The sequence below is a fragment of the Streptomyces sp. HUAS 31 genome, from assembly GCF_028198125.1.
Classification (GTDB): domain Bacteria; phylum Actinomycetota; class Actinomycetes; order Streptomycetales; family Streptomycetaceae; genus Streptomyces; species Streptomyces chartreusis.
In genome coordinates this window covers 1,352,363-1,376,140 of record NZ_CP116353.1, presented here as the reverse complement: position 1 = coordinate 1,376,140, position 23,778 = coordinate 1,352,363, and the positions used below count along the sequence as shown (strand labels likewise).

Here is a 23,778-nt window from a genome sequence, read left to right as displayed (position 1 = left end):
GGGGAGCTGCGATGTGGACTCATGCCCTGCGCGCCGTCGCGGCACTCGTCGCCGGACTGCTGGCGGTGGCCCTGGCGGGCTGCGGCGGGGACGGCGAGGCGGACTCGGACAGCTTCACGGTGGGTCTGCTGCTGCCGAACAAGGTGACCCCCCGCTGGGAGAAATCCGATAAACCGCTGATCGAGCAGCGGCTGAAGGAACTGTGCGACGACTGCGAGATGGTGTACGCCAACGCCGAGAACGACGCGGCGAGACAGCGCCAGCAGATGATCTCCATGATCACCAACGGGGCCGAGGTCCTGATCCTCGACCCGGCCGACAGCAAGGCGCTGCGCTCCTCGATCCAGGAGGCGGACCGCGCGGGCGTCCCGGTCATCGCCTACGACCGGCTCGCCGAGGGTCCGATATCCGGCTTCGTCAGCTTCGACGGCGCGAAGATCGGCAGGATGCAGGGCGAGGCGCTCATGAAGGCCATGGCCGAGCGCGGCAAGGGCAGGACCGTCGTGATGATGAACGGCGACCCGAGCAGCGCCAACGCGGCGTGGTTCCGCGACGGCGCGGTGTCCGCGATGTCGGGCAGGGTCGACATCGCCAGATCCTACGAGACCCAGGGCTGGAGTCCGGAGAGCGCCCACGCCAACATGTCCGCCGCGATCTCCTCGCTCGGGGCGGACCGCATCAGCGGTGTCCTGGCCGCCAACGACGCCATCGCCGCCGGCGTCATCTCGGCCTTCAAGAAGGCCGGCGTCGAGGATCTTCCCCCGATCACCGGCCAGGACACCGACCTGGAGGCCGTGTGGCGCATCCTCAAGGGTGAGCAGTACATGTCGGTGTACAAGCCGTTCGAGAAGGAGGCCGCCGCGGCCGCCGCCATGGCCATCGCGCTGGGGCGGGGCGAGGACGTCCGTGACGTCGCGACGACGCAGATCGACAGCCCCACCGACCAGGACGTCCCGTCCATCCTGCTCACGCCGGTCCCGGTGACGGCCGACGACCTCGGGCGGACCGTCCTCCACGACGGCGTGTTCACCGTGCGGCAGATCTGTCCCCCGACACTGCGCCCGGCCTGCGACCGGCTGGGCCTGACCGACTGAGCCGGCCCCCGGACCCACGGGACTCATGGCCCCCGGCAGACTCACCGGACGCGGTGACGGCTGGTCGCCGCGCCGCGTCGGGCGCAGCATGGGAGGTGAACGACCAAGGGAGGTCGGCCATGAAGACCGGAGCCTCGGAATACGACCGCTGGCTGTACTCGCACACCCCCTCGCAGGCCGAGGGCGAACGCGAGGAGCCGGCCGAGCGCACGGCCATGGAACAGCACCCGGACGTCCCCAGGACCGAGCCGTCCCAGGCCGAGGGCGAGCGAACGGACGACGTCAGGCCCAGGTGACGGCCGTGCCTGACGGGAGTCGGCGCCCAGGTCCGCTCAGGCGCGGCGGCGGGCCCACGCCGGTGCCCAGGTCTCCCCGGCCGGGAGGTCGTGGTGCACCGGGGTGAGGTGCTCGCGCAGTGCGGTGAGCGCCGGGTGCGGGTTGTCGGCGTGCCAGAGCAGGGAGTGCGGGTAGACCGGGGTCGGGTCGCGCAGCGGGATCAGGCGCATCTCGTAGCCGGCCGGCCAGACCAGGGGCGTCTGGGCACCGAGAATGGTCGCCAGCGTCGAGGAGGCCGCGATCGTGTCGATGAGCGCCTCGACGCCGAAGTTGGGGCCGGTCGCCTCGATGGTCAGCCCGAATTCCGCGGCCATCGCCTCGTAGTACGCGGTCCACTCCGTGCCCGGGACGTTGCCCGGCATCCAGATCCGGTGCCCGGCCAGCTGGGCGGGGGTGACGGCGGCCGCACCGGCGAACGGGTGGGCCGGGCCGGTGAACAGGTGCAGCGGCTCGTCGTGGACCGGGTTGATCTCGATGCCGTCGGGGATCTTCTGCCCCGGCATGGTGACGGCCCGGAAGGTCGCGTCGATCGTCCCGTCCCGCAGGGCGGCGATGGCCTCCTCGGCGCCGGGCAGGGTCACCACGTCGAGGGCGATCTCGGGACGGGCGCGGTGGAAGTCGCGCAGCAGACCGGCCAGCGACGCCCGGCGGCCGATCACGTCGACGCGCAGGGCACGGCTGCCGGGCCGCACCGAGGCCCTCGCCCGCTCCTCGGCCTGGAGCAGGGACCGGGCGTGGGCCAGGAAGGCCTGTCCGTCGATGGTGAGCTCGGCGCCGCGCGGCGTGCGGTTCAGCAACCGCACGCCGAGCTCCCGCTCCAGGGCCGCGACGCGCTTGGACACGGCCTGCTGGGTCAGGGACAGATCGATGGCGGCCTTCTGGAACTGACCGGCGTCCGCGACGGCGACGAAGGTGCGTACGGCGTTGAGGTCCACGCCGCCACCCTATTCGGCGGGGCGGGAAGGCCGGTTCCGGGAGCGGGCGGCCCCTGATCCAGTGGTCGTCCACGCCCACCTCGGTGATCCCGGCGTACAGCCGGCTCCACAGGATGCCGCTGGGCGCCTCGGGGTCGAGCCTGGCCGGGAGCCAGTTCCTCCATCTCGTCCAGGAAGACCCGCGCCAACGCGTCCTGGTCCTCCTCCACCGGGTAGGGGTGCCAACAGGCGTTGCCGTAGCGGCAGATGGCCTTCAGGGCGCGGGTGAACACGTCGAGGTCGGGTGCCGGCTCGACGAGTGTGCCCTCGGTCGGGCCCTCCAGATGTGGAGGGGAGCATGGCGGCGGCCGGCAGGGTCTCGTACTCGGCCATGCCGCAGATCCACCACGTCGGCAGGCCGATCTCCCGCAAGCGCCGCCTGCCTTCCGGCACGGTCAGCGTCCACTCGTGCAGAGCGGGCGCGTCGAGTGCCGCGCTCGGCAAGTCCGCCTCGGACAGGGCCTGTTCGTCCTCGACCGTGACCCTCAGGCCGGTCTCCGCGTCCAGCCGAAGCGGGCCGCGCCAGCCGACCACCTCGACGAGTCGGCCACTCGTCAATACATCGGATGAGTCAGAAACTTGGACGGGGTTCGCTGACATGGGCGCCATGGTCAGGCCCGATAAGTGCCCGAAACTCGCCTACCCATGGTGCCGTTGAGGTCATTGACACGTCCGGCAAGCCTGCTAGGTTCCGCGATACACCCGATGTATCGATGATCCGTCAGGTCTGGAGGACAAGGATGACCTCACAGCCGGAGCAACGTTCGAAGGTGGCCCGAAGAGCCGTGCTCGGCACCGCCCTCGGCGGCGCGGCAGCAGCGGCTCTGCCCGGGGCGGCCGGGGCACAGGAGGCCTTACGGGCGGATCCGTCCGCCGCCGACGGCTCGGTGACCCGGGACGGCGGACGCCCGTGGAAGCTCCGCAACACCATGACCGGTGACGACGCGTGGGCCGGTTTCCTGCGCGGCCAGGACCTGCTGTGGACCAGGCTGCCCACCCGCTGGTACGAGGGCCCGTTCCTCGGCGACGGACTGCTCGGCAGCATGATCTACCAGGAGCCGGAGGCTGGCCGGATCCGCTTCACCGTCCAGCACGGCCGGGTCCAGGACCACCGGCCCCGGTTTGGCAGCGGCTGGGGCACCTGCCGGCTGCCCGTCGGGCACCTCACGCTCGATCCCGTCGGCACCGTCACCGCCGTGAACTGGCGACTGAGCCTGTGGAACGCCGAACTCACCGGCACCGTCACCACCACCGTCGGCACGCTCACCCTCTCCGCGCTCGTCCACGACGAGGTCCTGGCCGTGCGCGCGAGCGCCGACGGCGGCGAACGGGTCACCTGGACCTTCCACCCCGAGGAGGCCGTCAGCCCCCGCAAGATCAGCGAGGCCCCGCCCGCCGACTACACCGCCAACCCGCCCTGGACCACACGGACAGCCCCCGACGGCACCGAACAGGTCCTCCAACCTCTCACCGGCGGCGGCCGGACAGTGACCGCGTACCGCCGGGCCGACGACGACCTGCTCCTCTCCGTCGGACACAGCTTCCCCTCCGACACCGCCGCCGAGGCCGACGCCCTGCGCAACCTGCGGCGCGCGACGTCGTACGAAGCCCTGCGGCGACGGCACACGAACTGGTGGCACGCCTTCTACCGCAAGAGCTTCGTCTCCTTCCCCGACCAGCGGCTCCAGAGCTTCCACTGGATCCAGCTCTACAAGGTCGCCTCCGCCAGCCGCGCGGGCGGTCCTGTGATGGCGACCTCCGGCCCCTGGCTGGAGCCCACACCCTGGCCCGCGGTCTGGTGGAACCTCAACGTCCAGCTGGAGTACTGGCTCATCCACGGCTCCAACCACCTGGAACTCGACGCGCTCGCCACCACCCTGCGCCAGAACCAGGAACAACTCGTCGCCAACGTGCCCGCCGCCTACCGCGCCGACAGCTCCGGAGTGGGCCGCAGTTCCGACATGTTCGCCAACCGCGGTGTCGGACAGCCGGGTTCGGGCGCCGAGACCGGCGACCTCACCTGGGCGCTGCACAACGTCTGGCTGTCGTACCGCCACTCCATGGACAAGTCGCTGCTGCGCGACACGGTCTACCCGGTGCTGCGCCGGGCGATCAACTACTACCTGCACTTCCTCACCCCGGGCAGTGACGGCAGGCTGCATCTGCCGAGCACCCTCTCGCCCGAGTACCCCGTCGTGCCGCCGCAGGACACCAACTACGACCTGGCGCTGATCCGCTGGGGCTGCCTGACGCTCATCGAGTCCGCCGAACTCCTCGGCATCCAGGACGTGTCGAAGCCGCGCTGGCAGGAGGTCCTGGCCAAGCTCACCCCGTACCCGGTCGACGCCAACGGCTTCATGATCGGCGCCGACACCCCGTACGCCCAGTCCCACCGGCACTACTCGCACCTGCTGATGGTCTACCCGCTGTACCTCGTCAACTGGGACCGGCCGGAGGACCGCGAGCTGATCACGAAGTCGGTCGAGCACTGGCACTCGCTCACCGGCGCCCATCGCGGCTACAGCTACACCGGTGCCGCCTCCATCTACGCGATGACCGGCGACGGCGACACCGCGATCGGCTATCTGCGCAAGTTCTTCGATCCCACCACCCGCTACCCCTGCCAGGCCAACACCCACTACACCGAGGCCGGTCCGGTCATCGAGACACCGCTGTCCGCCTCGCAGTCCCTGCACGACATGTTCTGCCAGAGCTGGGGCGGCGTGATCCGCGTCTTCCCGGCCGTCCCCACCGACTGGGCGGACGTCACACTGCACGACTTCCGCACCCAGGGCGCCTTCCTGGTCAGCGCCGTCCGCAAGGCGGGGCAGACCCGGTTCGTCCGGATCAGGAGCCTGGCCGGCGAACCGCTCGAACTCCGCCACGGCCTCGAAGGGCGGCTCACCGTCCTCCTCGACGACGGAACCCCCGCCCGCACCCGCGACCTGGGCGACGGCGTCCTCGGCATCGACCTGCCCAAGGGCCGTGAAGTGCTCGTCCACTCCGGAGCCCGCCCCGACCTGACCGTCGCCCCCGTCGCCGTCAGCGCACCGGGCCCGGCCTGGGGACTGCCGTAAAGGCCACACACCTCGGAGGGCTGTCATGGCTGTCTCGATCAGAACGGCGGTCGCCGGGCTCTGCGCAGGGCTGGTGACCGCGCTCCTCACCGGCGCGCCCGTACGGGCGGAACAGCACGAACGGACCTGGGACCTGTCCACGGGGGCACACGCGCCCCGCGCCCGGGTGGCCCTGGACGACACCACGGGCACGCTGAGCTTCGCGGTGTCCCGCGACGGCCGTACGGTCGTCGAGCCGTCCCCCGTCGGCATCGTCACCCAACAGGCCGACCTGTCCAAGGACTTGCGCTTCCTGCACGGCAAGGACCGGACCGTGGACGAGCGTTACCGCACCAGGTCCGGCAAACGACTCGACCGGCGGGTCCGCATGAAGGAGACCCGGCTGTCCTTCGCCACCGCCACGGGCGCCCGCCTCGACCTCGTCGTCCGCGCCTCCGCCGACGGCGTCGCCTACCGGTACGCCCTGCCCGGCGCCTCGGGCGACGTGCTCCGCGAGACCTCCGCGTTCAACCTGCCGGCGGACGCCCCCGCGTGGCTCGGCACCTACCGGGTCGACAACGAGGGCCAGTTCGTGCGGCACACCGCCGCCACCGCACCCACCGGCGAATACTCCGACCAGGCCCTGTTCGAGACCGACGGCGGCTACACCCTGCTCGCCGAGTCCGACCTCACCGGCGCCTACTCCGGCGCCCGACTCGCCCACGACCAGGGCACCGGCACCTACCGCATCAAGCTCGCCGACGACCGGATCGTCACCGACGGCCCGCTCGTCACCCCCTGGCGGGCGATGATCACCGGCGACCTCGCCACCGTCACCCGCTCCACCTTCACCGACGACCTCGCGCCCGCCTCCAGGATCCGCGACGCCTCCTGGATCGAGCCCGGCACCGTGCTGTGGACCTGGCTCGCGGGCGGCAAGGAGGCGGGCCAGAGCCTCGCCGCGCAGAAGGCGTACGTCGACTACGCGGCCGAGCGGAACTGGCCGTACGAGGCCGTCGACGCGGGCTGGTACTACAAGCCAGGCGAATGGGAGACCGTCGACCCCGACTGGCAGACCGACAGCTGGATGCCGGAGCTGGTGCGGTACGCGCGGGCCAAGGGCGTGGGCATCGTCGTCTGGATCCACCAGCGAGAACTGGACACCCCCGAGGAGCGCGACCGGTGGCTCCCCACCCTGGAACGGTGGGGAGTCAGGGGAGTCAAGATCGACTTCATGAACTCCGAGGCGCAGCCCATGCTCCGCTGGTACGACACCGTCCTCGCCGAGACGGCCGCGCACCACCTCATGGTGGACTTCCACGGCTCCACGATCCCGAAGGGCATCCAGCGCACCTGGCCCCACGTCATGACCCTGGAGGGCGTCGCCGGAGAGGAGAAGCGCACCAACACCGCCGCCCATCTGACCACTCTGCCCTTCACCCGCAACGTCATCGGCTCCATGGACTTCACCCCCGGCGCCTTCCACCGCGTAGGGCTGCGCCCCAACTCGGACGCGGCGGAGGTCGGGCTCGCCGTGGCCTACGAGTCCGGGCTCCAGATGTTCGCAGGCACCCCCGAGTCGTACGACCGACGTCCCCTGGCCCGCGGCTACTTCGACCAGATTCCGGCGGCCTGGGACGACACCCGGCTGCTCGCCGGCCGGCCTGGCGAGGAGGCCGTGCTCGCGCGGCGCGGCGGGGACCGCTGGTTCATCGGCGGCGTGTACGCCGGGGCCGCCCGCACCGCCGAGGTGCCGCTGAGCATCGGGGCGGGGCGCTGGCTGGTCGAGACGATCGAGGACGGCACGGACGGACTCGTGCTGCGCCGGCAGGTCCTGAGCGGTGGGGACAGGTTCGCCGTGGACGTCGTCGCGGGCGGCGGCTTCGCCTCGATCGCCTGCCGCTGGCGTCCGGGCGTCACCACCTGTCACCGCGGAAGGCCGGAGTCCCGGCGGGCCGTCCGCGCGACGGTCCGCCAGGGCGAGGGTGACGGCATGACATGGCATGACGTTCATGTGGATGAACATCACTCACGTGGGTGTACATGCCAGGGCCGGTCGTGCAAGGCTCGGTCAACTCCGTTCTCCCGTTGACCAGTTGGAGGTACCGCCATGACTGTTTCCCGGCGAACTGTGCTGGCCACGGCGGCCGGTGCCGCGGCATTAGGGGCGTCCTCGACGCCGGCCGCGGCCGCGGACCCGACCGCCGACCGTGTGCCGGTACCGACCCTGCGCAAGTTCCAGGCCGCGGCCGACTACGCCGTCGACAAGCTCCACGCGGTCGCACCGACCGTGACCGCCTTCCCCGTCGGCACGAAGTTCGAGAAGTGGACCTACTCGCAGAACGGCGACTGGGTCGGCGGATTCTGGCCCGGCACGCTGTGGATGGCCTGGCTGCACAGCGGCGACGACGCCTTCCGCACCTGGGCGCTCGCCTCGGCCGAGAAGCTGGCCCCCCGCCAGAACGACACCGGCACGCACGACCTCGGGTTCCTCTTCTACCCGTCCTGGGTCACCGCCTGGCGGCTGACGGGCGACGGCAAGTGGCGGACCGGTGCCCTGCGGGCGGCCGACTCGCTGATCCAGCGGTACAACCCGCGCGGACGCTTCATCAGAGCCTGGGGCGCCCTGAACGACACCGGAAACGCGGGCCGGGTCATCATCGACACGATGATGAACCTCGACCTGCTGGCCTTCGCGAGCAGCCAGACCGGGGACGCCAAGTACCTGGACATCGCCGTGGCGCACGCGAAGACCGCCCAGCGGGTCTTCCCGCGCCCGGACGGATCGACCCCGCACGTCTACGACTTCGACCCGGCGAGCGGCGCCGCGATCGGCCCGAACACGGTGCAGGGCTACAGCCCCACCTCGTGCTGGTCGCGCGGACAGGCGTGGGGGCTGTACGGCTTCACCACCATGTACCGCCGCACCGGGAACGCCGAGTTCCTCGCCACCGCCCGCAAGCTTGCGGACTACGCCGTGGGGGTGCTCACCCCGGACCACGTCCCCGTGTGGGACTACCGCGCCCCGCAGCAGCCGTACGACATCAAGGACGCCTCCGCCGGCGCGATCATGGCGTGCGGTCTGCTCGATCTCGCCGCGGCCACCGGCCGGCAGTCCTACCGTGACGTGGCGCTGCGGCTGCTGACCGCGCTGGCGGAGACCTGTCTGACGCGGAACTCGGCCCGCGCGGACGCCGTCGTCGCCCGGTGCACGCGCAACCGGCCGAGCGAGGACGGCGTCGAGATCTCCCTGCCGTACGCCGACTACTACCTGCTGGAGGGCATCCTGCGCGTGCTCCGGCCGCAGGACGTCGACCGGGCGATCGACCTGTCCACGGTGTGACGGCTCACGCGGGCCGACCGGCCGGCGCCGGTCAGCCCGCGATCGAGTCCAGCTGTTCCGCCGCCGGGCGCAGGGCCCACAGGTCACCGCCCGGCGGCTCCTCCAGCAGCGGTACGGCCCGCTGCGCCTGCTTGTCCCCGGCGTCGGCGGCGGCATGGACGACGTCGGTCGCCGCGAACCGGTGGAACTCCAGCTCCGGGTGCGGCCAGGCGGCGGCGCCCGTCGCTGCGGGCAGCAGATAGTCCACCGCCTTGAACAGGCTCTGTCCGTCGGGCCCCTGGTAGGCCCACAGGTTCACGCCGACGTGCCGGCCGATGGCCGCGAGCCGGGTGTAGGCGACCAGGTCGAACGTCGAGTAGTGCCAGCTCCTGGTGCGGGCCAGCTCCTGGGGCTGGCTGCCGTCGGCGGCGATCTGCGGCGCGATGCGCTTGGTCCGGGAGTCCAGTACGGTCCGGCGGGCCAGGTCCTTGTCACCGGTCGCGTAGGCGAGGGCGGCGAGCTGCATGTCGTAGAAGGTGCCGTGGTTGTTGGTCGCGGCGGCCTCCTGCTTACCGAAGTCGCTGTTCTTGAGCCAGTCGCGGAAGTCAGTGTTCCACTTGGCCATGGCGGTGCGGTCCTTCGTGCTCCAGCCCGGGGCGCCGGTCTCCAGGAGGGCGATCGCGTCGAGGACGCTGGTGTACGACTGTGAGAAGTCGATGATGCCGATGGCCCGGCCGTCGTACTTGCACGGGATGAACTGGGCGTGGTCCAGGTTCGGGTTCATGCGGGTGGCCGGGTCGAGGAACCAGGTGCGCAGGACCTGCCCCGCCTTCTGCGCGTAGCGCTTGTCGCCGGTGTAGTACCAGGCGAGGGAGAGGTCGTAGGCGGAGTCGAAGGTCTTCTCGACGTCCTGGCGGTCGGTGCCGGTGTCGACCTCGGGGTTGCGCTCGCCGTCGCGCTGCACGTACGGGCAGCCCCAGGGGTTGTCCTGGGTCGGGGTCTTGGAGGGCCACCAGTAGGGGGCCTGGCTGAGGTAGTCGTGAACGTCGCCGCCGGGGGCGGGACGGGGCTTGTCGACGACGGTCCACGGGTCCTGGTTCAGCCACTTGTCGGCACGGGTCGTCAACGCCTGCACCGCGCGCCGGAGTCGGGGGTCGCCGCGATCGAGGCGGACCTTCGTCTGCTGGAGCCGGGCGCCGTCCAGGACGGCCGTGTGCGGGACGCGGGGCGCGTGCCGTGCCTCCGTGCCGGCCGTGGCGACGGGGACGGCGCCCGTCGTGAACGCGGCCAGGGCCACCAGCAGGACGCCCGATCGGGGTTGTGCGCTCATGTCCGCCCTCCATGCTGTGCTCTTCGCGATATTCATGGATATGAACTCAGTTCATATTTGCGTGCGCGCTGAGCGTGAGCATGGCATGGCGGTCGGGGAGGGGAAAGGGGTGTGCGGCGGTTTATTGGTGCGGACCTTCAGGTGGGACTGCCGTCGCCGTGTGTCGCGCTCACCGTCGCCCGAGGATCGAGTTCAGGCCGAACTCGAAGCGCTCGTCGAAGGATTCGGAGGTGAGATGGCCGAGGGTGCGGTGCAGGGCGGGGTGGGTCTCCCCGGAGATCGCGGTCGCCAGGCGGTCGTCCAGCGACTGCTGCTCGGCCGCCTGTTCCTCCTGGGTGAGGCCGAGGGTGAAGTAGATGAGCGTCCATGCGGTCCAGGCCGCCTCGCGCTCGTTCAGCCCGTCGTCCAGGAGTGCGGCGACGAGCGTCTCCGCCAGGTGCAGGGTGTGCGGTTCGGCGGCGTAGGTGCCGACGACGAGCGCGGCGCCGTCGCGGTGGGCCAACAACGCCTGGCGGTAGCGGCGGATCACCTCGGGGGCGCGCAGGGCGGGTGAGTCGGGGAGGTCGTCGAGCGGGATCTCGCCGACGACCGCGTCCGCCATCAGCTCCAGCATTCGGGCCTTGGTCTTCACATGCCACAGCACGGTGTTCATGCGAACGCCGAGCCGGTCGGCTACCGCCCGCGTGGACAGCGCGTCCAGGCCCTTGTCGTCGAGCAGTTCAAGGGCCGCACGGATCACGGTGGCCGGTTCGAGACGGTCGGCCGTTTGCCTCTTGGTCATTGACCTAGTTTACTGCGATCGGACGTTGTTGGTCAGTGACCAAGAAGAGGGGCGATGGAGATACCCATGGAGAAGCTCGGGGAGAAGTCCGCCGGAGAGCGGCATGTCGTCATCGCGGGAGGAGGCCCGGTCGGGCTGTGGCTCGCCGCCGAGCTGCGGCTGGGCGGGATCTCCGTGACCGTCGTGGAGGAGCGAACGGAGATCGACCGGCGCTCCAAGGCGCTCACCGTCCACCCGCGCACCATCGAGATCCTGGCCTCGCGCGGCGCGCACAGGCCGTTCCTCGCCGAGGGACTGACCATCCCCTTCGGTCACTTCGCCATGCTCGACGACCGGCTCGACTTCCGGGAACTGGACACCCCGTTCCCGTACACCCTCTTCCTGCCCCAGGCCCGCACCGAGGAACTCCTCCAGGAGCATGTGCTCGGCCTCGGCGCCACGATCGTGCGCGGGCACCGCGTCACCGGGTTCACCGAGACCGGACGGGCGGTGACCGTCCAGGTGACGGGTCCGGACGGGGCGTACGAGATCGAGGGGGCGTACCTCGTCGGCTGCGACGGCTCCGGCAGCACCGTGCGCACCGCTGCCGGCATCGACTTCCCCGGCACACCGTCCACGGTCCTCGGCCGCCTCGGCGACGTCGTCCTCGACAACCCGCCGCCCTCCGGCTTCAGTTCCTTCACGGACCAAGGCGGCGTGATGATCGCGCCGCTGCCCGACGGGCGCTTCCGCATCGTGGGAGTCGGCCCCGACAGCCTCACGACCGAGTGGCCCGGCGACCTCACGCTGGACGAACTGCGGCGCGGGACGGCTGCCGTCGCGGGCGACGACTTCGGCATGCGCGACCCGTCCTGGCTGTCCCGCTTCGGCAACGCCACCCGGCTCGCCGCCGAGTACCGGCGCGGGCGCGTGCTGCTCGCCGGAGACGCCGCCCACCAGCACTTTCCCACCGGGGGAGTCGGCATGAACGTAGGCATCCAGGACGCGCACAACCTCGGCTGGAAGCTGGCCGCGACACTGAACGGGCGCTCTCCGGAGACCCTGTTGGACACCTACCACGCCGAACGGCACCCGGTCGGTGTCCAGTTGATGGAACACAGCCGAGCCCAGACCGCCCTGATGACCACCTTCACGCCCGAGGGCCTCGACCTGCGCGCCCTGTTCAGCGGCATGCTCGCCACCCAGCCGGCGTTCAACCGGGCCCTCGCCGAACGGCTCACCGGCCTCGCCGTCCGCTACCCCCCGACGGACCCGGCCGCCCATCCCCTCACCGGCACCCGCGCCCCCGACCTCGCCTTCACCGGCACGGACAAGAGCCTGTTCGAGCTCCTCCGCCCCGACGCCCACCTGCTCCTCGACCTCACGCCGGACGGCACACCGGACCGCCCCCGGCAGGGCCTCGCCGTCCACACCGGCCCGCTCGACCGGCCCCCGGCCGCCTGGCGGGAGCTGCGCGCCGCCCTGATCCGCCCCGACGGCCACATCGCCTGGGCCGCCGAACGGGACGACACCGGACAAGGGGTGAACTCCACGCAGGGTTCGCCGTGGCGGAAGATCGTCGAAACCGGATCAGGACAATCACGCGAACGGAACGGTTAAGGGATCCTCACCTCCTGGTGGCTGTGCGGTGAGGGGTGAATGATGGGCGCATGACGTTGGCCGCGCGAGCCTTCGCGCATTTGGCGACATGGCCCGACCTCACCGAGGTGGAACCGAGCTGCGGAACCGGCCGGGCACTGGCCGCAGCCCACCGTGAGATCGCACATTTCCATTCCGACCAGGACCTCGACCTCTGCCTCACGGCACGGGTCATCCGACGGTTCGAGGAACACCTCGAAGCCGCGACGGCGGTCCGGCTGATCCCCGGCTCGCACTGGGTGACGGTGCGCATGGAGGTCGTGGCGGACTTCGACCTGCTGATGACCTTGGTGAGCCTCGCCCTGCGCGCCCACCAGAACCTGCCGCTCCCCGAGCAGGGGTCACGAGCCCCGTGCAATGACCGCCGCAGCGCGGTGGTCGCCCGCCAAGGTTTCGGCGCAGACTGAGATATGGGCCTCAGGGCAGGTCGTACGGGCTTTGGGCAGGGTGCACCGTGGCTGAGACAACACGCGAGGAAGACGCCATCCGCTTGGTGGTGGAACGCCTGAAGAGCGCCTTCGGCGCCACACACAGCCCGGCCGAGGTCGAGGAGGCCGTGGCGATGGCCCACGCGACCTTCGTGGGCCGGCCGGTGCGCGAATTCGTTCCGGTACTCGTCGAGCGAAGGGCCCGGATCATCCTGCACGAATCGGCGGGCTGACCGGACCGGAGAGGCTCGGGGCCTTCGCTACCGGCCCCAGCCGTCCGGCCCGCTGCCGCGCCACTCGATCAGCTCGGACTCGCGGACCCAGTCGTCGTCCACCTCGTCCAGGCCGGCCAGGCGCAGGAACTCGACGATGTCGAGCAGGCCGTACGCCATGCCCACGAACCGGTCGTCGACACGGACCCGTCTCCCGCCGTCCTCGGCGAGTGGGTAGACGACAATCGGATGCGCGCCGGCCATGGCACAAGGGTGCGGTCGACACCGGGCGGGCGCATGCGGAGCGCGAGCCCGTCACACGGGGCTGACGGCGATCGTGCACAGCCGCTTCGTGGCCCTGGTGAGACTCACGTAGAGGTCGCGTTCCCCGCTGCCGCGGGCCGCGACGATCTCCTCCGGGTCGACGACGACCACGGCGTCGAATTCCAGGCCGCGTGCCTGGGACGCCGGTATCAGTTGCGCCCATCGTGTGACCCCGGCGGAGCGCAGCTCGTCGGTCCGGGCGTCGGCGCATATCACCCCGAGCAGTTCACCGGGGTGCTCCGCCGCCTGGGTCCGGAGTTCCGCGGCAAGGCTGGCGGCGACGGTGTCCGGGCGTGCGGCGAGGAGGCGGGGAGCGTCGCCGTGACGGATCGAGCGGCTCGGTGTCCGGCCGGGGGCGATCCGCGCGAGGAGGTCGCCGGTGGTCTCCAGGATCTCCTGCGTGGTGCGGTAGCCGACGGTCAGGGTGTGCAGGTCGAACCGCGGACCGAGACTCGGCCCCAGCGCCTCGGACCAGGTGCGTGCGGTCGAGGCGGGGCCCGCCTGGGCGAAGTCGCCCACCAGCGTCATCGACCTCGCCGGGCACCGGCGGACGATCATCCGCCACTGCATGTCGGTGAGCTCCTGTGCCTCGTCCACGACGACATGCCCGTACGTCCGCCGGGGCGGGCCGTCGACCAGGCTCGCCGCCTCGTCGAGCAGCGGCACGTCCGCGTCGGACCACGGCGCGCCGGGTGCGCGCAGCAGCAGCGCCCGCTCCTCGCCCGTGAGATGCGAGAGGTGCTCGGCCAGCGCGTCCGGGTCCGTGAGCAGTGCCCGTACGACGTCATCGGGCGTCAGCCGTGGCCAGAGAGCCTCCACGGCGAGGTCCACCTGGGCATCGTCCAGGAGACCGGCCCGGACGGCGTCCGCGTCGAACTCGTCCGCCGGTGCGGTGGCCGGCGCGTCGTCGAAGCCGAGGGTGCGCAGGTCGTCCGCCGCGGCACGGTCCAGATCCAGGCCGGTGGCCTCGGAGACCTCGGCGTCGATGCGCTCCAGGGCCTCCACGGCACCGCGCTCCAGGAGGCCGGTGACCGCGTCGATCAGGAGTCCCTTGAAGACCTGGCGAGCGCGATTGTGCCCCAGGCCGGTGGCCACAGCGCCATCCCGAGCCCTCGCGACGTCCACCTCCGGCAGCCGGACCAGTTCCTGCCCCAGCCGTACGGAGAAGTCGCCGGCCGCCGCCTGCCGGCCGGCGACCAGGCGGGCCAGCGCGTCCGCCAGCGCCGAACTGCCCTTCAACCGCGCCACTTCCCACGGCTCGACCGTCAGCGGCTCGGTCCCGGCCAGCTCCTCGCAGGTCGCCAGGACCACGTCGTTCTCGCCGAGCGAGGGCAGCACCTGGGAGACGTAGTCGAGGAAGCGCGCGTTCGGCCCCAGCACCAGGACGCCGCGCTCGGCGATCCGGGCGAACGCGTACAGCACGTACGCCGCCCGGTGCAGGGCAACCACCGTCTTGCCGGTGCCGGGTCCGCCCTGCACCACGGTCACCCCGCGGTGCGGCGAGCGGACGATCGCGTGCTGCTCCGTCTGGAGCGTCGCGACGGCCGTGCGCATCCGCCCGGTCCGCCGAGCCTGAAGGACCTCGGCCAAGGGGTTGTCGTCCAGGACGTCGTCGGGGGTGGCGGGGGAGGCGTCGAGCAGTTCGTCGCTCACCGCGCGGACCGTGCGGTCCTCCAAGCGCAGCTGCCGGCGCCGGCGCAGCCCCATGGGGTGGACCGTCGTCGCCTCGTAGAAGGGCCGCGCCGCCTCAGCCCGCCAGTCGACGAGCAGTGGCAGGTCGAGGCCGTCCATGTGCAGTCCGAGCCGGCCGATGTGCAGGGCGTTCCCCTCCGCACCGTCGATCCGGCCGAAGACCAGCCCGGTCTCGGCCGCCTCCAGCCGGCGGACCTCCCTCGTCCAACGCTCGGCGGCGAGATCGCGCTCGTACACCTCCCGCCCGCTGCCGGCCCTGTCGACCGGTGACTCGAGCACCTCGGTCAGCTCTCTGCGCGCGTCGCCCACGCGTACGTCGAGCAGGTCGTACACGGCGGTCACGTGGTCCTGCTCCGCCTTCACCTGGCGCGCGGCACCGTCGCTGAACTGCGACAACAGGGGGCCTCCTCTCGGTGCGGCTCCCCACTATGCGGTCGGACCGCAGCAAAGGTAAGTCTTGACTTACCTGTGTGCGTCAGCCGCCCAGGGCCGCGACGCGACGGCCGCCGCCGCCTCGGCACCGCCGTCACCCTGACATTTGTCAGGGACCGCCGCCTCACCTCTCTCCCTAGGGTTCGGGTGTCCCCACCGGCCCTCTGCCCAGCCGTCTTCCCCTGCCCGGAAACCGTCAACTCCGAAAGGCACCACATGCGCCGTCTTCTCGCTGCCGCCGCCGCCGCGCTGCTGCTCGTCAGCGGTGCGGCAGGGTCCGCAGCCGCCGCTGCCCCCGGCGGCCGGCCCCTGAGCGCCGCCGCGTCCGTCCAGGTGCCCGCCGGTGTCACCGCGGGAGCAGCCGTCTTCGACCGGCAGACCGGCACCTTCACCGAGCAGCTCAACACGAGCGCCCGCTTCCGGTCCGCCTCCGTCGTGAAGCTGCTGCTGGCGCTGGACTTCCTGTGGAACCGCGGCCCCGACTACACCGTGCCCGCCGCCGACCGGGCCCTGCTGGAGCCGATGCTGCGCAGCAGCGACGACGACGCGGCCAGCCACTACTGGGAGGTGAACGGCGGGTCGGCGATCATCACCCGCATGGTCCGCAATCTCGGCCTGACCGACACGAACCCGCCGCCCGCCGGTTACGAGGGCTACTGGGGCTACGTCTCGCTCTCGGCCCGCGACACCGTGAAGATCTACCGCTACCTCCTGGACACGGCGCCGGCCCCGGTGCGCGACTTCGTGATGGGCAACCTCCGCCAGTCCACGCGATGCGCCGCGGACGACTTCGACCAGCACTTCGGCATCGCGGGGGCGTTCGAGAAGCCGTGGGCGGTGAAGCAGGGCTGGTCGGGTTCCTACGAGAAGGGCACGTGCGGGGCGGGAGGCTCGGAGAGCGCGTCACGCTCCGTGGCTCAGGCCCCGGCCCCGGCTCCCGCCGACGACGTGAACCTGTCCCTGCCCGCGCTGCACAGCACCGGGACCGTGGGCGCCGGCGACCGGTACATAGTCGCCGTGTTCACGCTGCACCCGGCCGGCACGTCGTACGGAAAGGCGTACACGGACATCGGCCGGCTGACCCGCTCCCTGAACCTTCCGGGGGCCGCACGGCCGGCGGGGTGGTGGTACGGCACCTGGAGCGACCACGTGAACGTCCGCCGGGACCCGTCCACGCAGAACGCGCCGATGACCCAACTACCCGCTGGTGTCGAGGTGTTGGTGGGATGCCAGAAGAGGGGGCAGAAGGTGGACGTGCCACCGTACTCCAACGACTGGTGGGCCTATCTGCCCCAGTACGGCGGCTGGATCTCGAACATCTACATCAGCTCGCCCGACAACCGGCTGCCGGACGTCAAGGACTGCTGACCACCGAGGGCCGGTGACCGGCGCGGGGCCGCTTCCTCACCGCTCGTAGGCGGCGAGGAAGCGGAGCACCTTGTCGACGTGCGGCTTCACGCGCTCGGGGACCCCGCGCTCCTCGATGACCGTGCGATCGCTCGTGCGGTAGCCGGCCGCGATCAGTGCGGGGAGGTCCTCGGCCGGCAGATGCTCCTTCTTGAACTGCTGGTCGAGCCAGCACACGTACAGGCTCATCGTGGAGATCGCGTCCGCCGGCGACCGGTAGTCCTTGTCCCCGTCGCCGTCACCGTCCACCGCCCAGGCCCGGAACACCGACGGCGTCCACATGGCGATGCCGTACTCCTCTGCCTCCGGGCGGGCCGCGTTCACGTCGAACCCGCTCTCCGCCTTCACCATCGCGGCGAGCAGCGCGGGTGTGACCTCCGCGTCGGTGCAGCGCCGGGCGGCGTTGACGAACACGGGGCGCAGCGACTCGGGCACGTCGGAGTCCTCCGGGATCTCCCCGGGGGCCACGATGGGCGTCCCGGTGACGGTGGGGGAGGCGCCGCGCCTGAGGTCCTCGTCGCCGTCGCCGCCCCCGAGCAGCGCGAACCCGACCGTGGCGGCGGCCATGACACCGACCAGCGACAATGCGGCGATCGGCAGCCGTCGGCGTCGGCCACGCGTGCCGGAGAGCCGCTGGATCCGGGTCACGAGGCTCGCGGCGGTGTGGGGGAGCCGGGTCGTGTGGTCCGGCGCCAGGCAGTCACCGATGAGCCGGCGCCAGTCGTCGTCGAGTCCGGCGTCGAGCCGCAGCGGTGCGGTGCCGCGGGCGTAGGCCTGGGCGGCGAGCGAGCGGGCGCGTGCGGTGGCGCCGGGGAACGGGTGGATGCCGCCGGTGAGGACCTGGTGGGCGAGGACGCCGAACGCCCAGATGTCGGCGGTCGGCCGCACCAGCGTGCCCTCGGCCCCGGTGCGCTGGGACCACCACTCGGGCGGCAGGTGGTCGAGCGTGCCGAGCGGGGGCAAGTGGGCGTGGGTGCCGTCGAGTTCGGTGGCCAGGCCGAAGTCGGCGAGCCAGACCTCGCCGTCCGTGCCCAGCAGCACATTGGCGGGCTTGAGGTCGCCGTGCACCCAGCCGGCGCCGTGCATATGGGCCAGCCCGGCGGCGACGCCGCGCAGGATCCGCACCGCCTCCGGCGCCGGAGAGCCGCTGTCGGCTGCCTCAAGGACCTGGCGCAGACTGGCCTCGGCGCGGTCCATGACCAGCGCGATCGCCCCGTCCAGCGCGGGCAGGTCCGGCGCCTCGACGGTGCACACGGCCCGGGTCCGCACGAGGTGCGGATGGTCCGCCTCGGCGCTGAACCGCACCTCGCGCGCGACCAGTTCGCCCAGCGCGGCACGCTGACCGGGGGCCAGGGCGCCGGTCGGCAGCACCTTCACCGCGGCCGTCGTACCGTCGGCGACCGCGCGGGCCTCGTACACGGTGCCCCAGCCGCCCGAGCCGATGACCGCCCCCAGTTCCCAGCCGTCGATCCGGAATCCCGCCGGCAGGCGGGGAGTTCCGAGTGGAGTCTGCTCGACGTCCTCCCCGGAGCCTGACGAGCTCACGCGCCGACCTCCTGCGGGACGATCCGCCTGCGGGGCGGCAGCAGTGCGAGATGTTCCTCCCGCACCAGGCCGAAGCGCAGGGCGAGGGAGGCGAGTCGGGCGCGCTTGGCGCCGGTACGGCCGTTGCCGTCCGCTCCGGGTTCGTCGCCGACGTCCAGGCGCAGCTTCGCGAAGGCCAGGTAGTCGATGTGGTAGTTGACGGCCGAGCGGGTCAGACCGCGGCAGCTCTCCAGCGGACGCAGCCGCTCCACGATGTCCCCGACTCCGGGCAGCGCGCTGTCCGACAGATCGCGCAGTCGCGGCTCGCACAGTGCCACGAGGACGAGGAAGTACTTCGCCGTGACGTCGAGCGCGTAGGGGTGCACGGTCTGCTCACCGGCACCGGGCGCGGACCGCTCGTCCAGGTAGGCGTGCTGCGGGGCGAACACCTTGAAGTCGACGGTCCCGTTCAGCGCGGGCAGGACCACCCTGGAGAACTCGAACGGCACTGGCGCACCGAGCCGGCCGGGTGCGACGGTGATGTACTCACCGGCCCCCTCCAGGTTCTCGACGACATAGGCGGAGTCACGGCTGAAGTTCGACAGCCGCCAGTAGTCGTCGGCCGCCTCCAGCCGGCCCGCCCGCCGGGAGATGCCCGGGTCGGGCAGAACGATGGCGACACCCCCGCCGCCTGGCAGCCCCCGCCCGAACTCGGCCACGTCACCCGGCCCCATGTGCAGCAGCTCGGGCTTGCCCCCGCCCCCGATGTCCGGTCCCGACGGACCTGGCGGCTGGACGATGATCGTTTCCATGCCGGTTCTCCCCCGATGTGATCGCCGATGTTCCGCAGCCGGCTCCGGTGGCCGCCTGTCCGGCGAGTGGTGCGTGGACGGGTGCCGCAGCTCCCGTCGACGGCGGATGGTCGGTCCACCCGGGTCGCTGCGACACCGAGAGCATCACCGCTCCCAGCGGTCACCGCAACCTCCTACGCGCGTTCTGGGACCCTGGGATCATCCCGGGTCTGTTGACCTGGGGCTTCGCGAGAGCCTGGGATGCGGTCGAGGAAGCCCGCCTCTCCTGGCGTTCGCCGAGAGTGTCCATGAACTGGCCCTGGGAGAGCGGGAGTTGCGGATTTCGTGAGCATGCGCCCACCCGCTTATGATCTTGGTCGTGATTGCGCAGAACTCTGACAAGATGCCTTCCCGCAAGCAGCGGCTCCAGGAGAAGCAGCGGCGCCAGCTGGCGGTGGTGGACACGGTGGACAAGGCCGAGGTCAAGGTCCGCAAGGCGGAGACCGAACTCGCCGTTGCCGTTGCGGAGGCCGTCCAGGTGTTCGGTGACGAGCGTGCCGCCTCCGAGGGGCTCGACATGCCGGTCGAGGCGGTTCGCCGGTTCGTCGGCATGGCGGCGAGCGAGGCGGACGCGACGGACGACGCCGGTGCTCAGCCCCGGTCGGAGGTGTCCGGGGGAGAGGTCACGACCTTGCGGGCGTAGTCGGCCAGTTGGGTCCGCAGGAGCTCGCGAGGTACGTCCTCCTCGCCGGCCAGACGCTCGACGAGGTCGGCCCGGGTGGCCGCGAGCAGGGCGTGGGCGGTGAAGCCGGGGTGCGGCAGTCCGGGGAGCTGCTCCAGTGCGGACCGGAGCAGGCGGTGCCATCCGTCGTAGTGCCCCGCCTGGTACGGACTGCTGCTCCCGTGCTCCTCCAGGGCCAGCGCGAGGCGGCGGTTGTCGAGCTTGAAGCACAGGACGGCGTCGAGCAGCGCGGGCACGCGCTCCTGCGGCGGGGTGCCGGGCCCGAGGGGTGGCGGCCCCGACGCCACGGCCTCGCGGACCGGTTCGAGCCGTGCCTCGTACAGTGCGCGCAACAGACCCGCGCGGTCGCCGAACGCGCGGAACACGGTCCCCTTGCCGACCCCGGCCGCCGCCGCGATGTCGGCCATCGTGAGGTCCTCCGGGCTCTCGGAGCCGGCGAACAGGGCGTCGGCCGCTTCCAGAACGGCCTGCTGATTGCGGGCGGCATCCTTACGGGCTCTGCGCTCGGGCTCGGGCACGCGGCTTCTCCACTCGTTCGACGGGAAACGGCTCCGATTGAAAAACGGACCCGGAGTCCGTATCGTCGATCGAACCGGACCCGTGGTCCGTATTGTATGAGACGGAGGATACCCATGTCCGCACCCGTATCGATCTCCCCGGCGGAGCTGTACCGCCACAGCCTGCGACTACTGCTCGACAAGGACATCCCCGGCTGGATCGGCCTGTGGGCCGAGGACTGCGTCATGGAGTTCCCCTTCGCACCTCCGGGTTGGCCTCGACGACTGGAGGGGAGGGAGGCGATCGCCGAGTACATGCGGCCCTATCCCGACCACATCGACCTGCACGCCTTCCCCGAGGCCGACCTGCGGATCCACCGGACCGACGACCCGCGGACCGTCGTGGTCGAGATGCGCGGCGTCGGCCGGCTCGTGCAGACCGACCGTCCCTTCGACATGACGTACATCGCCGTCGTGACGGTGGAGGCGGGACGCTTCACCTCCTACCGCGACTACTGGAACCCGCTCGCTGTCCTCGAACCCGGCGTCGACTTCTCGGGGAGCGGCCACTCTTCGGGGGGCAGCCACTCTTCGGGGAGCAGCCGATGACCGCGACCGGCGCCGGCTCCGGCATCGGCACCACGCTCGTGACAGGCGCCACCGGAACCACCGGCAGCCGAACCGCGGCACGGCTGACGGCCGCCGGTCACCCGGTCAGGGCGGCCGGCCGCAAGGCGGCACCCGTGGCCGGAGCCGAGCCGGTCCGCTTCGACTGGTACGACCCCGGCACCCACGCCGCCGCCCTCGACGGCGTCGACCGCGTCTACGTCATCCCGCCCATCGGCGACCCCGACCCCGCCGTCGTCGTCCTGCCCTTCCTGCGCCGGGCCCGTGCGGCCGGAGTGCGGCGCGCGGTGCTGCTCAGCGCCTCGTCGATCCCGGAGGGCGGGCCGGCCGTGGGACAGGTGCACCGGGCGCTGCCGGGCATCTTCGACGAGTGGGCGGTGCTGCGGCCGTCCTGGTTCATGCAGAACTTCACCGGCGACCACCTGCACGCCGCGAGCATCCGCACCGAGGGCCTCATCCGCACGGCCGCCGGCACCGGCCGCGTCGGCTTCGTCGACGCCGACGACATCGCGGCCGTCGCCGTCCACGCCCTGACCGACGACCGCGCCCCCGACACCGACCTCGTCCTCACCGGACCCGAGGCGCTCTCCTACGACGACATCGCCACGGTCATCACCGAGGTCACCGGCCGCCCCGTGGCCCACAGGCCGCTGTCCTACGAGGAGATGCGCGACCGGCTCGGCGCACGGATGCCCGAGGAGTTCGCCGCGATGCTGGCGGGCATGGACCGGGCCGTCGCCGAGGGGGCGGAGGACCGCGTCACCGACTCCGTCCAACGCCTCACCGGCCGTCCGGCGGGCAGCTTCCGTGCCCTGGTGGAACGGGAGTTGCGCCTCCTGGGCTGATCCGGTCCCGCTCAGGAGGCGCCGCTTCAGGAGGCGAGCCGCAGCTCGCGGCCCTGCCAGCGGTCGCGCAGCCAGCGGTCGTGGCTGGCCACGACGATCGCGCCGGGGCCCGTTCCCAAGGCCTCCTCCAGTTCGTCGCACAGGCGCGGGGACAGATGGTTGGTGGGTTCGTCGAGCAGCAGCAACTCAGGTGGCCTGGCCACCAGTAGAGCCAGCGCGAGGCGCCGGCGCTGTCCGACCGAGAGCCGGCCGACCTCCTTGTCCAGGTCCGCCTCGGGCAGCAGACCGAGGGAGCCCAACGGCACCGCCTCGGCGCGTCGAGCGCCCAACACCAGCCCGTACGTCTCCCGCACGGTCCGCTCCGGGAACTCGAAGACGCTGTCCTGGGCGAGCAGTCCCACGGTCAGCCCCTCCCGCCGCCGTGTCTCACCCTCGGGTGTCAACCGGCCGGCGAGTACGGCCAACAGGGTCGACTTGCCGGTCCCGTTGCCCCCGGTGACGAGCAGCCGGTCGGTCGCCGGGATCCGCGTACTGACGGGCGAGAGCCGACCCGGCACCCAGGCACCGTCCAGCGACACCAGAGGGCCGTCCTCCGCCGTCACGGCTGTCGGCGTGGTGAGCCCCGTGCTCCGGAACCGCAGCGGGCTCGGCGGCTCGCGGACCTGGTCGCGTTCCAGGTCCGCCAGCCGGCGGGTGGCGTTGCGCACTCGCCGGGAGATCTGGCTCTGCACCCGGCCGGCCCGGTGGCCGTAGCCCATCTTCTCGTTGTCGCGCGGCGCCCGGTCCGGCGCGACGCGGCGCGCGGTGACCCCGGCCGACACCCGCAGAGCGACCAGTTCCTCCTGCTCCTCGGCCCAGCGCCGCTCCCAGCGCTCCCGCTCCTTGCGCTTCTCCGCCAGATAGGCCGAGTAGTTGCCGCCGTATCGGACCGGGCCGTCGATCGCGGGGTCGAGGTCGATCAGGTCCGTGCACACGGCGTCGAGGAACGTCCGGTCGTGGCTGGCCAGTACGACGACTCCGGGCAGGTCCCGGACCTGTTCCTCGACGAAGGCGGCGGCACCGTCGTCGAGGTGGTTGGTCGGCTCGTCCAGCAGCAGTGCGGAGGGCCTCCGGATCAGGAGCGCGGCCAGTGCCAGCCGGCCGCGCTGCCCGCCGGAGAGCGAGGCGAGCGTCCTGTCGTGCCCGAAGGAGCCGAGACCGAGACCGTCGAGCACGAGCGCGGCGCGCCGGTCCGCGTCCCAGGCCTCCCGGTCCTGGGCCTGTTCGAGCCGGGCGCCGTAGGCGGCGAGCAGCTCCGTGTGCTCGGGCGCGTCCTGTGCGGTCCCCGCGAGCTGTTCGGTGAGGCGGTCCAGCTCGGCGAGGTCGTCCCTCGCCTCGCGCAGCGCGTCGTCCAGTACGTCGGCGATCGTCGAGTCGGCGTCGTACGGCATCTCCTGTTGCAGAAAGCCCAGGTCGGGCGGGCGGGCGACGCTGCCGGCGTCGGGTTCGTCGACTCCCGCGAGCAGACGCAGCAGGGTCGACTTGCCGACGCCGTTCTCGCCGATGAGTCCGATCCGGCGCCCGGAGGCGGCGGTCAGGGAGACGCCGTCGAGCACCCTGCGGCCGTCGAGGTCGCGGACGAGATCGTGTGCGAGCAGGGCAGGTTGAGGCATGATTCGGGTCCGTCCAATGTGATCGGTGCTCGGCCCGCGGGGCGGCAGGCCTCGGACGCGGGCCAGGTCGACAC

General features: G+C 71.7%; 21 protein-coding genes. 12 read left to right on the top strand and 9 right to left on the bottom strand.

The window, feature by feature from the left end:
* The first annotated feature begins 11 nt into the window (after positions 1-11).
* Both PGH47_RS05855 and PGH47_RS05850 read left to right on the top strand, forming a co-directional pair.
* Entirely contained in the window at positions 12-1,094 is a 1,083-nt protein-coding gene (locus tag PGH47_RS05855) for a substrate-binding domain-containing protein (RefSeq protein WP_271662564.1), read from the top strand.
* A 119-nt stretch (positions 1,095-1,213) separates the two neighbouring features.
* Positions 1,214-1,390, top strand: a complete 177-nt coding sequence (locus tag PGH47_RS05850; RefSeq protein WP_271662563.1) for a hypothetical protein — start codon at positions 1,214-1,216, stop codon at positions 1,388-1,390.
* Positions 1,391-1,426: 36 nt separating this feature from the next.
* Here PGH47_RS05850 and PGH47_RS05845 read toward each other — a convergent pair whose 3' ends face one another.
* Positions 1,427-2,365: a LysR family transcriptional regulator gene (locus PGH47_RS05845; protein ID WP_271662562.1), complete on the bottom strand. Its 939-nt coding sequence runs from the start codon at positions 2,363-2,365 to the stop codon at positions 1,427-1,429.
* 779 nt (positions 2,366-3,144) lie between these two features.
* Here PGH47_RS05845 and PGH47_RS05840 point away from each other — a divergent pair.
* Genes PGH47_RS05840 through PGH47_RS05830 form a run of 3 tightly spaced genes read left to right on the top strand, consistent with a single transcriptional unit; the run spans position 3,145 to position 8,803 of the window.
* A complete protein-coding gene (locus PGH47_RS05840; protein ID WP_271662561.1) occupies positions 3,145-5,481 on the top strand; it encodes a glycosyl hydrolase family 95 catalytic domain-containing protein in 2,337 nt (778 codons plus the stop codon).
* A gap of 25 nt (positions 5,482-5,506) precedes the next feature.
* Positions 5,507-7,552, top strand: coding sequence for a glycoside hydrolase family 97 protein (locus PGH47_RS05835; RefSeq protein ID WP_271662560.1), 2,046 nt, complete (start codon positions 5,507-5,509; stop codon positions 7,550-7,552).
* Between the two features lie 18 nt (positions 7,553-7,570).
* Positions 7,571-8,803 (top strand): glycoside hydrolase family 88 protein, encoded by a 1,233-nt coding sequence (locus tag PGH47_RS05830; protein ID WP_271662559.1) that lies wholly within the window; start codon positions 7,571-7,573, stop codon positions 8,801-8,803.
* 31 nt (positions 8,804-8,834) lie between these two features.
* Here PGH47_RS05830 and PGH47_RS05825 read toward each other — a convergent pair whose 3' ends face one another.
* Together PGH47_RS05825 and PGH47_RS05820 are read right to left on the bottom strand one after the other, a co-directional pair.
* Positions 8,835-10,112 carry an alginate lyase family protein gene (locus PGH47_RS05825; RefSeq protein ID WP_271662558.1) on the bottom strand — a complete coding sequence of 426 codons (1,278 nt, stop codon included), beginning with the start codon at positions 10,110-10,112 and terminating at the stop codon, positions 8,835-8,837.
* Positions 10,113-10,281: 169 nt separating this feature from the next.
* The gene (locus tag PGH47_RS05820; RefSeq protein WP_271662557.1) at positions 10,282-10,893 is read right to left on the bottom strand and encodes a TetR/AcrR family transcriptional regulator C-terminal domain-containing protein; all 612 of its coding nucleotides are present in this window, start codon (positions 10,891-10,893) and stop codon (positions 10,282-10,284) included.
* Positions 10,894-10,947: 54 nt separating this feature from the next.
* Between PGH47_RS05820 and PGH47_RS05815 the strand changes: the two genes are divergently transcribed.
* Genes PGH47_RS05815 through PGH47_RS05805 form a run of 3 tightly spaced genes read left to right on the top strand, consistent with a single transcriptional unit; the run spans position 10,948 to position 13,192 of the window.
* The gene (locus tag PGH47_RS05815) at positions 10,948-12,492 is read left to right on the top strand and encodes an FAD-dependent monooxygenase (RefSeq protein WP_271662556.1); all 1,545 of its coding nucleotides are present in this window, start codon (positions 10,948-10,950) and stop codon (positions 12,490-12,492) included.
* 50 nt (positions 12,493-12,542) lie between these two features.
* On the top strand, positions 12,543-12,938 hold the full coding sequence (locus PGH47_RS05810; RefSeq protein ID WP_271662555.1) for a luciferase domain-containing protein: 396 nt from the start codon (positions 12,543-12,545) through the stop codon (positions 12,936-12,938).
* Positions 12,939-12,985: 47 nt separating this feature from the next.
* Complete coding sequence (locus PGH47_RS05805) at positions 12,986-13,192, top strand: three-helix bundle dimerization domain-containing protein (RefSeq protein WP_271662554.1); 207 nt, start codon at positions 12,986-12,988, stop codon at positions 13,190-13,192.
* A 27-nt stretch (positions 13,193-13,219) separates the two neighbouring features.
* On the opposite strand, the gene PGH47_RS05800 is transcribed toward PGH47_RS05805, so the two are convergent.
* Together PGH47_RS05800 and PGH47_RS05795 are read right to left on the bottom strand one after the other, a co-directional pair.
* A complete protein-coding gene (locus tag PGH47_RS05800; protein WP_271662553.1) occupies positions 13,220-13,435 on the bottom strand; it encodes a hypothetical protein in 216 nt (71 codons plus the stop codon).
* 51 nt (positions 13,436-13,486) lie between these two features.
* On the bottom strand, positions 13,487-15,583 hold the full coding sequence (locus tag PGH47_RS05795; RefSeq protein ID WP_271662552.1) for a HelD family protein: 2,097 nt from the start codon (positions 15,581-15,583) through the stop codon (positions 13,487-13,489).
* A gap of 252 nt (positions 15,584-15,835) precedes the next feature.
* On the opposite strand from PGH47_RS05795, the gene PGH47_RS05790 reads away from it, so the two are divergent.
* Positions 15,836-16,987 carry a hypothetical protein gene (locus tag PGH47_RS05790; protein ID WP_271662551.1) on the top strand — a complete coding sequence of 384 codons (1,152 nt, stop codon included), beginning with the start codon at positions 15,836-15,838 and terminating at the stop codon, positions 16,985-16,987.
* A gap of 36 nt (positions 16,988-17,023) precedes the next feature.
* Here the strand turns inward: PGH47_RS05790 and PGH47_RS05785 are convergent, their stop codons facing one another.
* Both PGH47_RS05785 and PGH47_RS05780 read right to left on the bottom strand, forming a co-directional pair.
* Positions 17,024-18,571 carry a serine/threonine-protein kinase gene (locus PGH47_RS05785; RefSeq protein WP_271662550.1) on the bottom strand — a complete coding sequence of 516 codons (1,548 nt, stop codon included), beginning with the start codon at positions 18,569-18,571 and terminating at the stop codon, positions 17,024-17,026.
* Positions 18,568-19,362 (bottom strand): serine/threonine protein kinase, encoded by a 795-nt coding sequence (locus PGH47_RS05780; RefSeq protein ID WP_271662549.1) that lies wholly within the window; start codon positions 19,360-19,362, stop codon positions 18,568-18,570. The genes PGH47_RS05785 and PGH47_RS05780 overlap by 4 nt, the downstream gene beginning before the upstream one ends.
* 382 nt (positions 19,363-19,744) lie before the next feature.
* On the opposite strand from PGH47_RS05780, the gene PGH47_RS05775 reads away from it, so the two are divergent.
* On the top strand, positions 19,745-20,044 hold the full coding sequence (locus tag PGH47_RS05775; RefSeq protein WP_271662548.1) for a hypothetical protein: 300 nt from the start codon (positions 19,745-19,747) through the stop codon (positions 20,042-20,044).
* Here PGH47_RS05775 and PGH47_RS05770 read toward each other — a convergent pair.
* Positions 19,993-20,601 (bottom strand): TetR/AcrR family transcriptional regulator, encoded by a 609-nt coding sequence (locus PGH47_RS05770; RefSeq protein WP_271662547.1) that lies wholly within the window; start codon positions 20,599-20,601, stop codon positions 19,993-19,995. The two genes, PGH47_RS05775 and PGH47_RS05770, sit on opposite strands and share 52 nt — an antisense overlap.
* A 114-nt stretch (positions 20,602-20,715) precedes the next feature.
* Here PGH47_RS05770 and PGH47_RS05765 point away from each other — a divergent pair, with 114 nt between their 5' ends.
* Together PGH47_RS05765 and PGH47_RS05760 are read left to right on the top strand one after the other, a co-directional pair.
* Positions 20,716-21,189 (top strand): nuclear transport factor 2 family protein, encoded by a 474-nt coding sequence (locus PGH47_RS05765; RefSeq protein WP_271662546.1) that lies wholly within the window; start codon positions 20,716-20,718, stop codon positions 21,187-21,189.
* A complete protein-coding gene (locus tag PGH47_RS05760; RefSeq protein ID WP_271662545.1) occupies positions 21,186-22,052 on the top strand; it encodes an NAD(P)H-binding protein in 867 nt (288 codons plus the stop codon). Before PGH47_RS05765 ends, PGH47_RS05760 begins: the two co-directional genes overlap by 4 nt.
* Positions 22,053-22,078: 26 nt before the next feature.
* Here the strand turns inward: PGH47_RS05760 and PGH47_RS05755 are convergent, their stop codons facing one another.
* Positions 22,079-23,704, bottom strand: a complete 1,626-nt coding sequence (locus PGH47_RS05755) for an ABC-F family ATP-binding cassette domain-containing protein (protein ID WP_271662544.1) — start codon at positions 23,702-23,704, stop codon at positions 22,079-22,081.
* Positions 23,705-23,778: the final 74 nt, after the last annotated feature.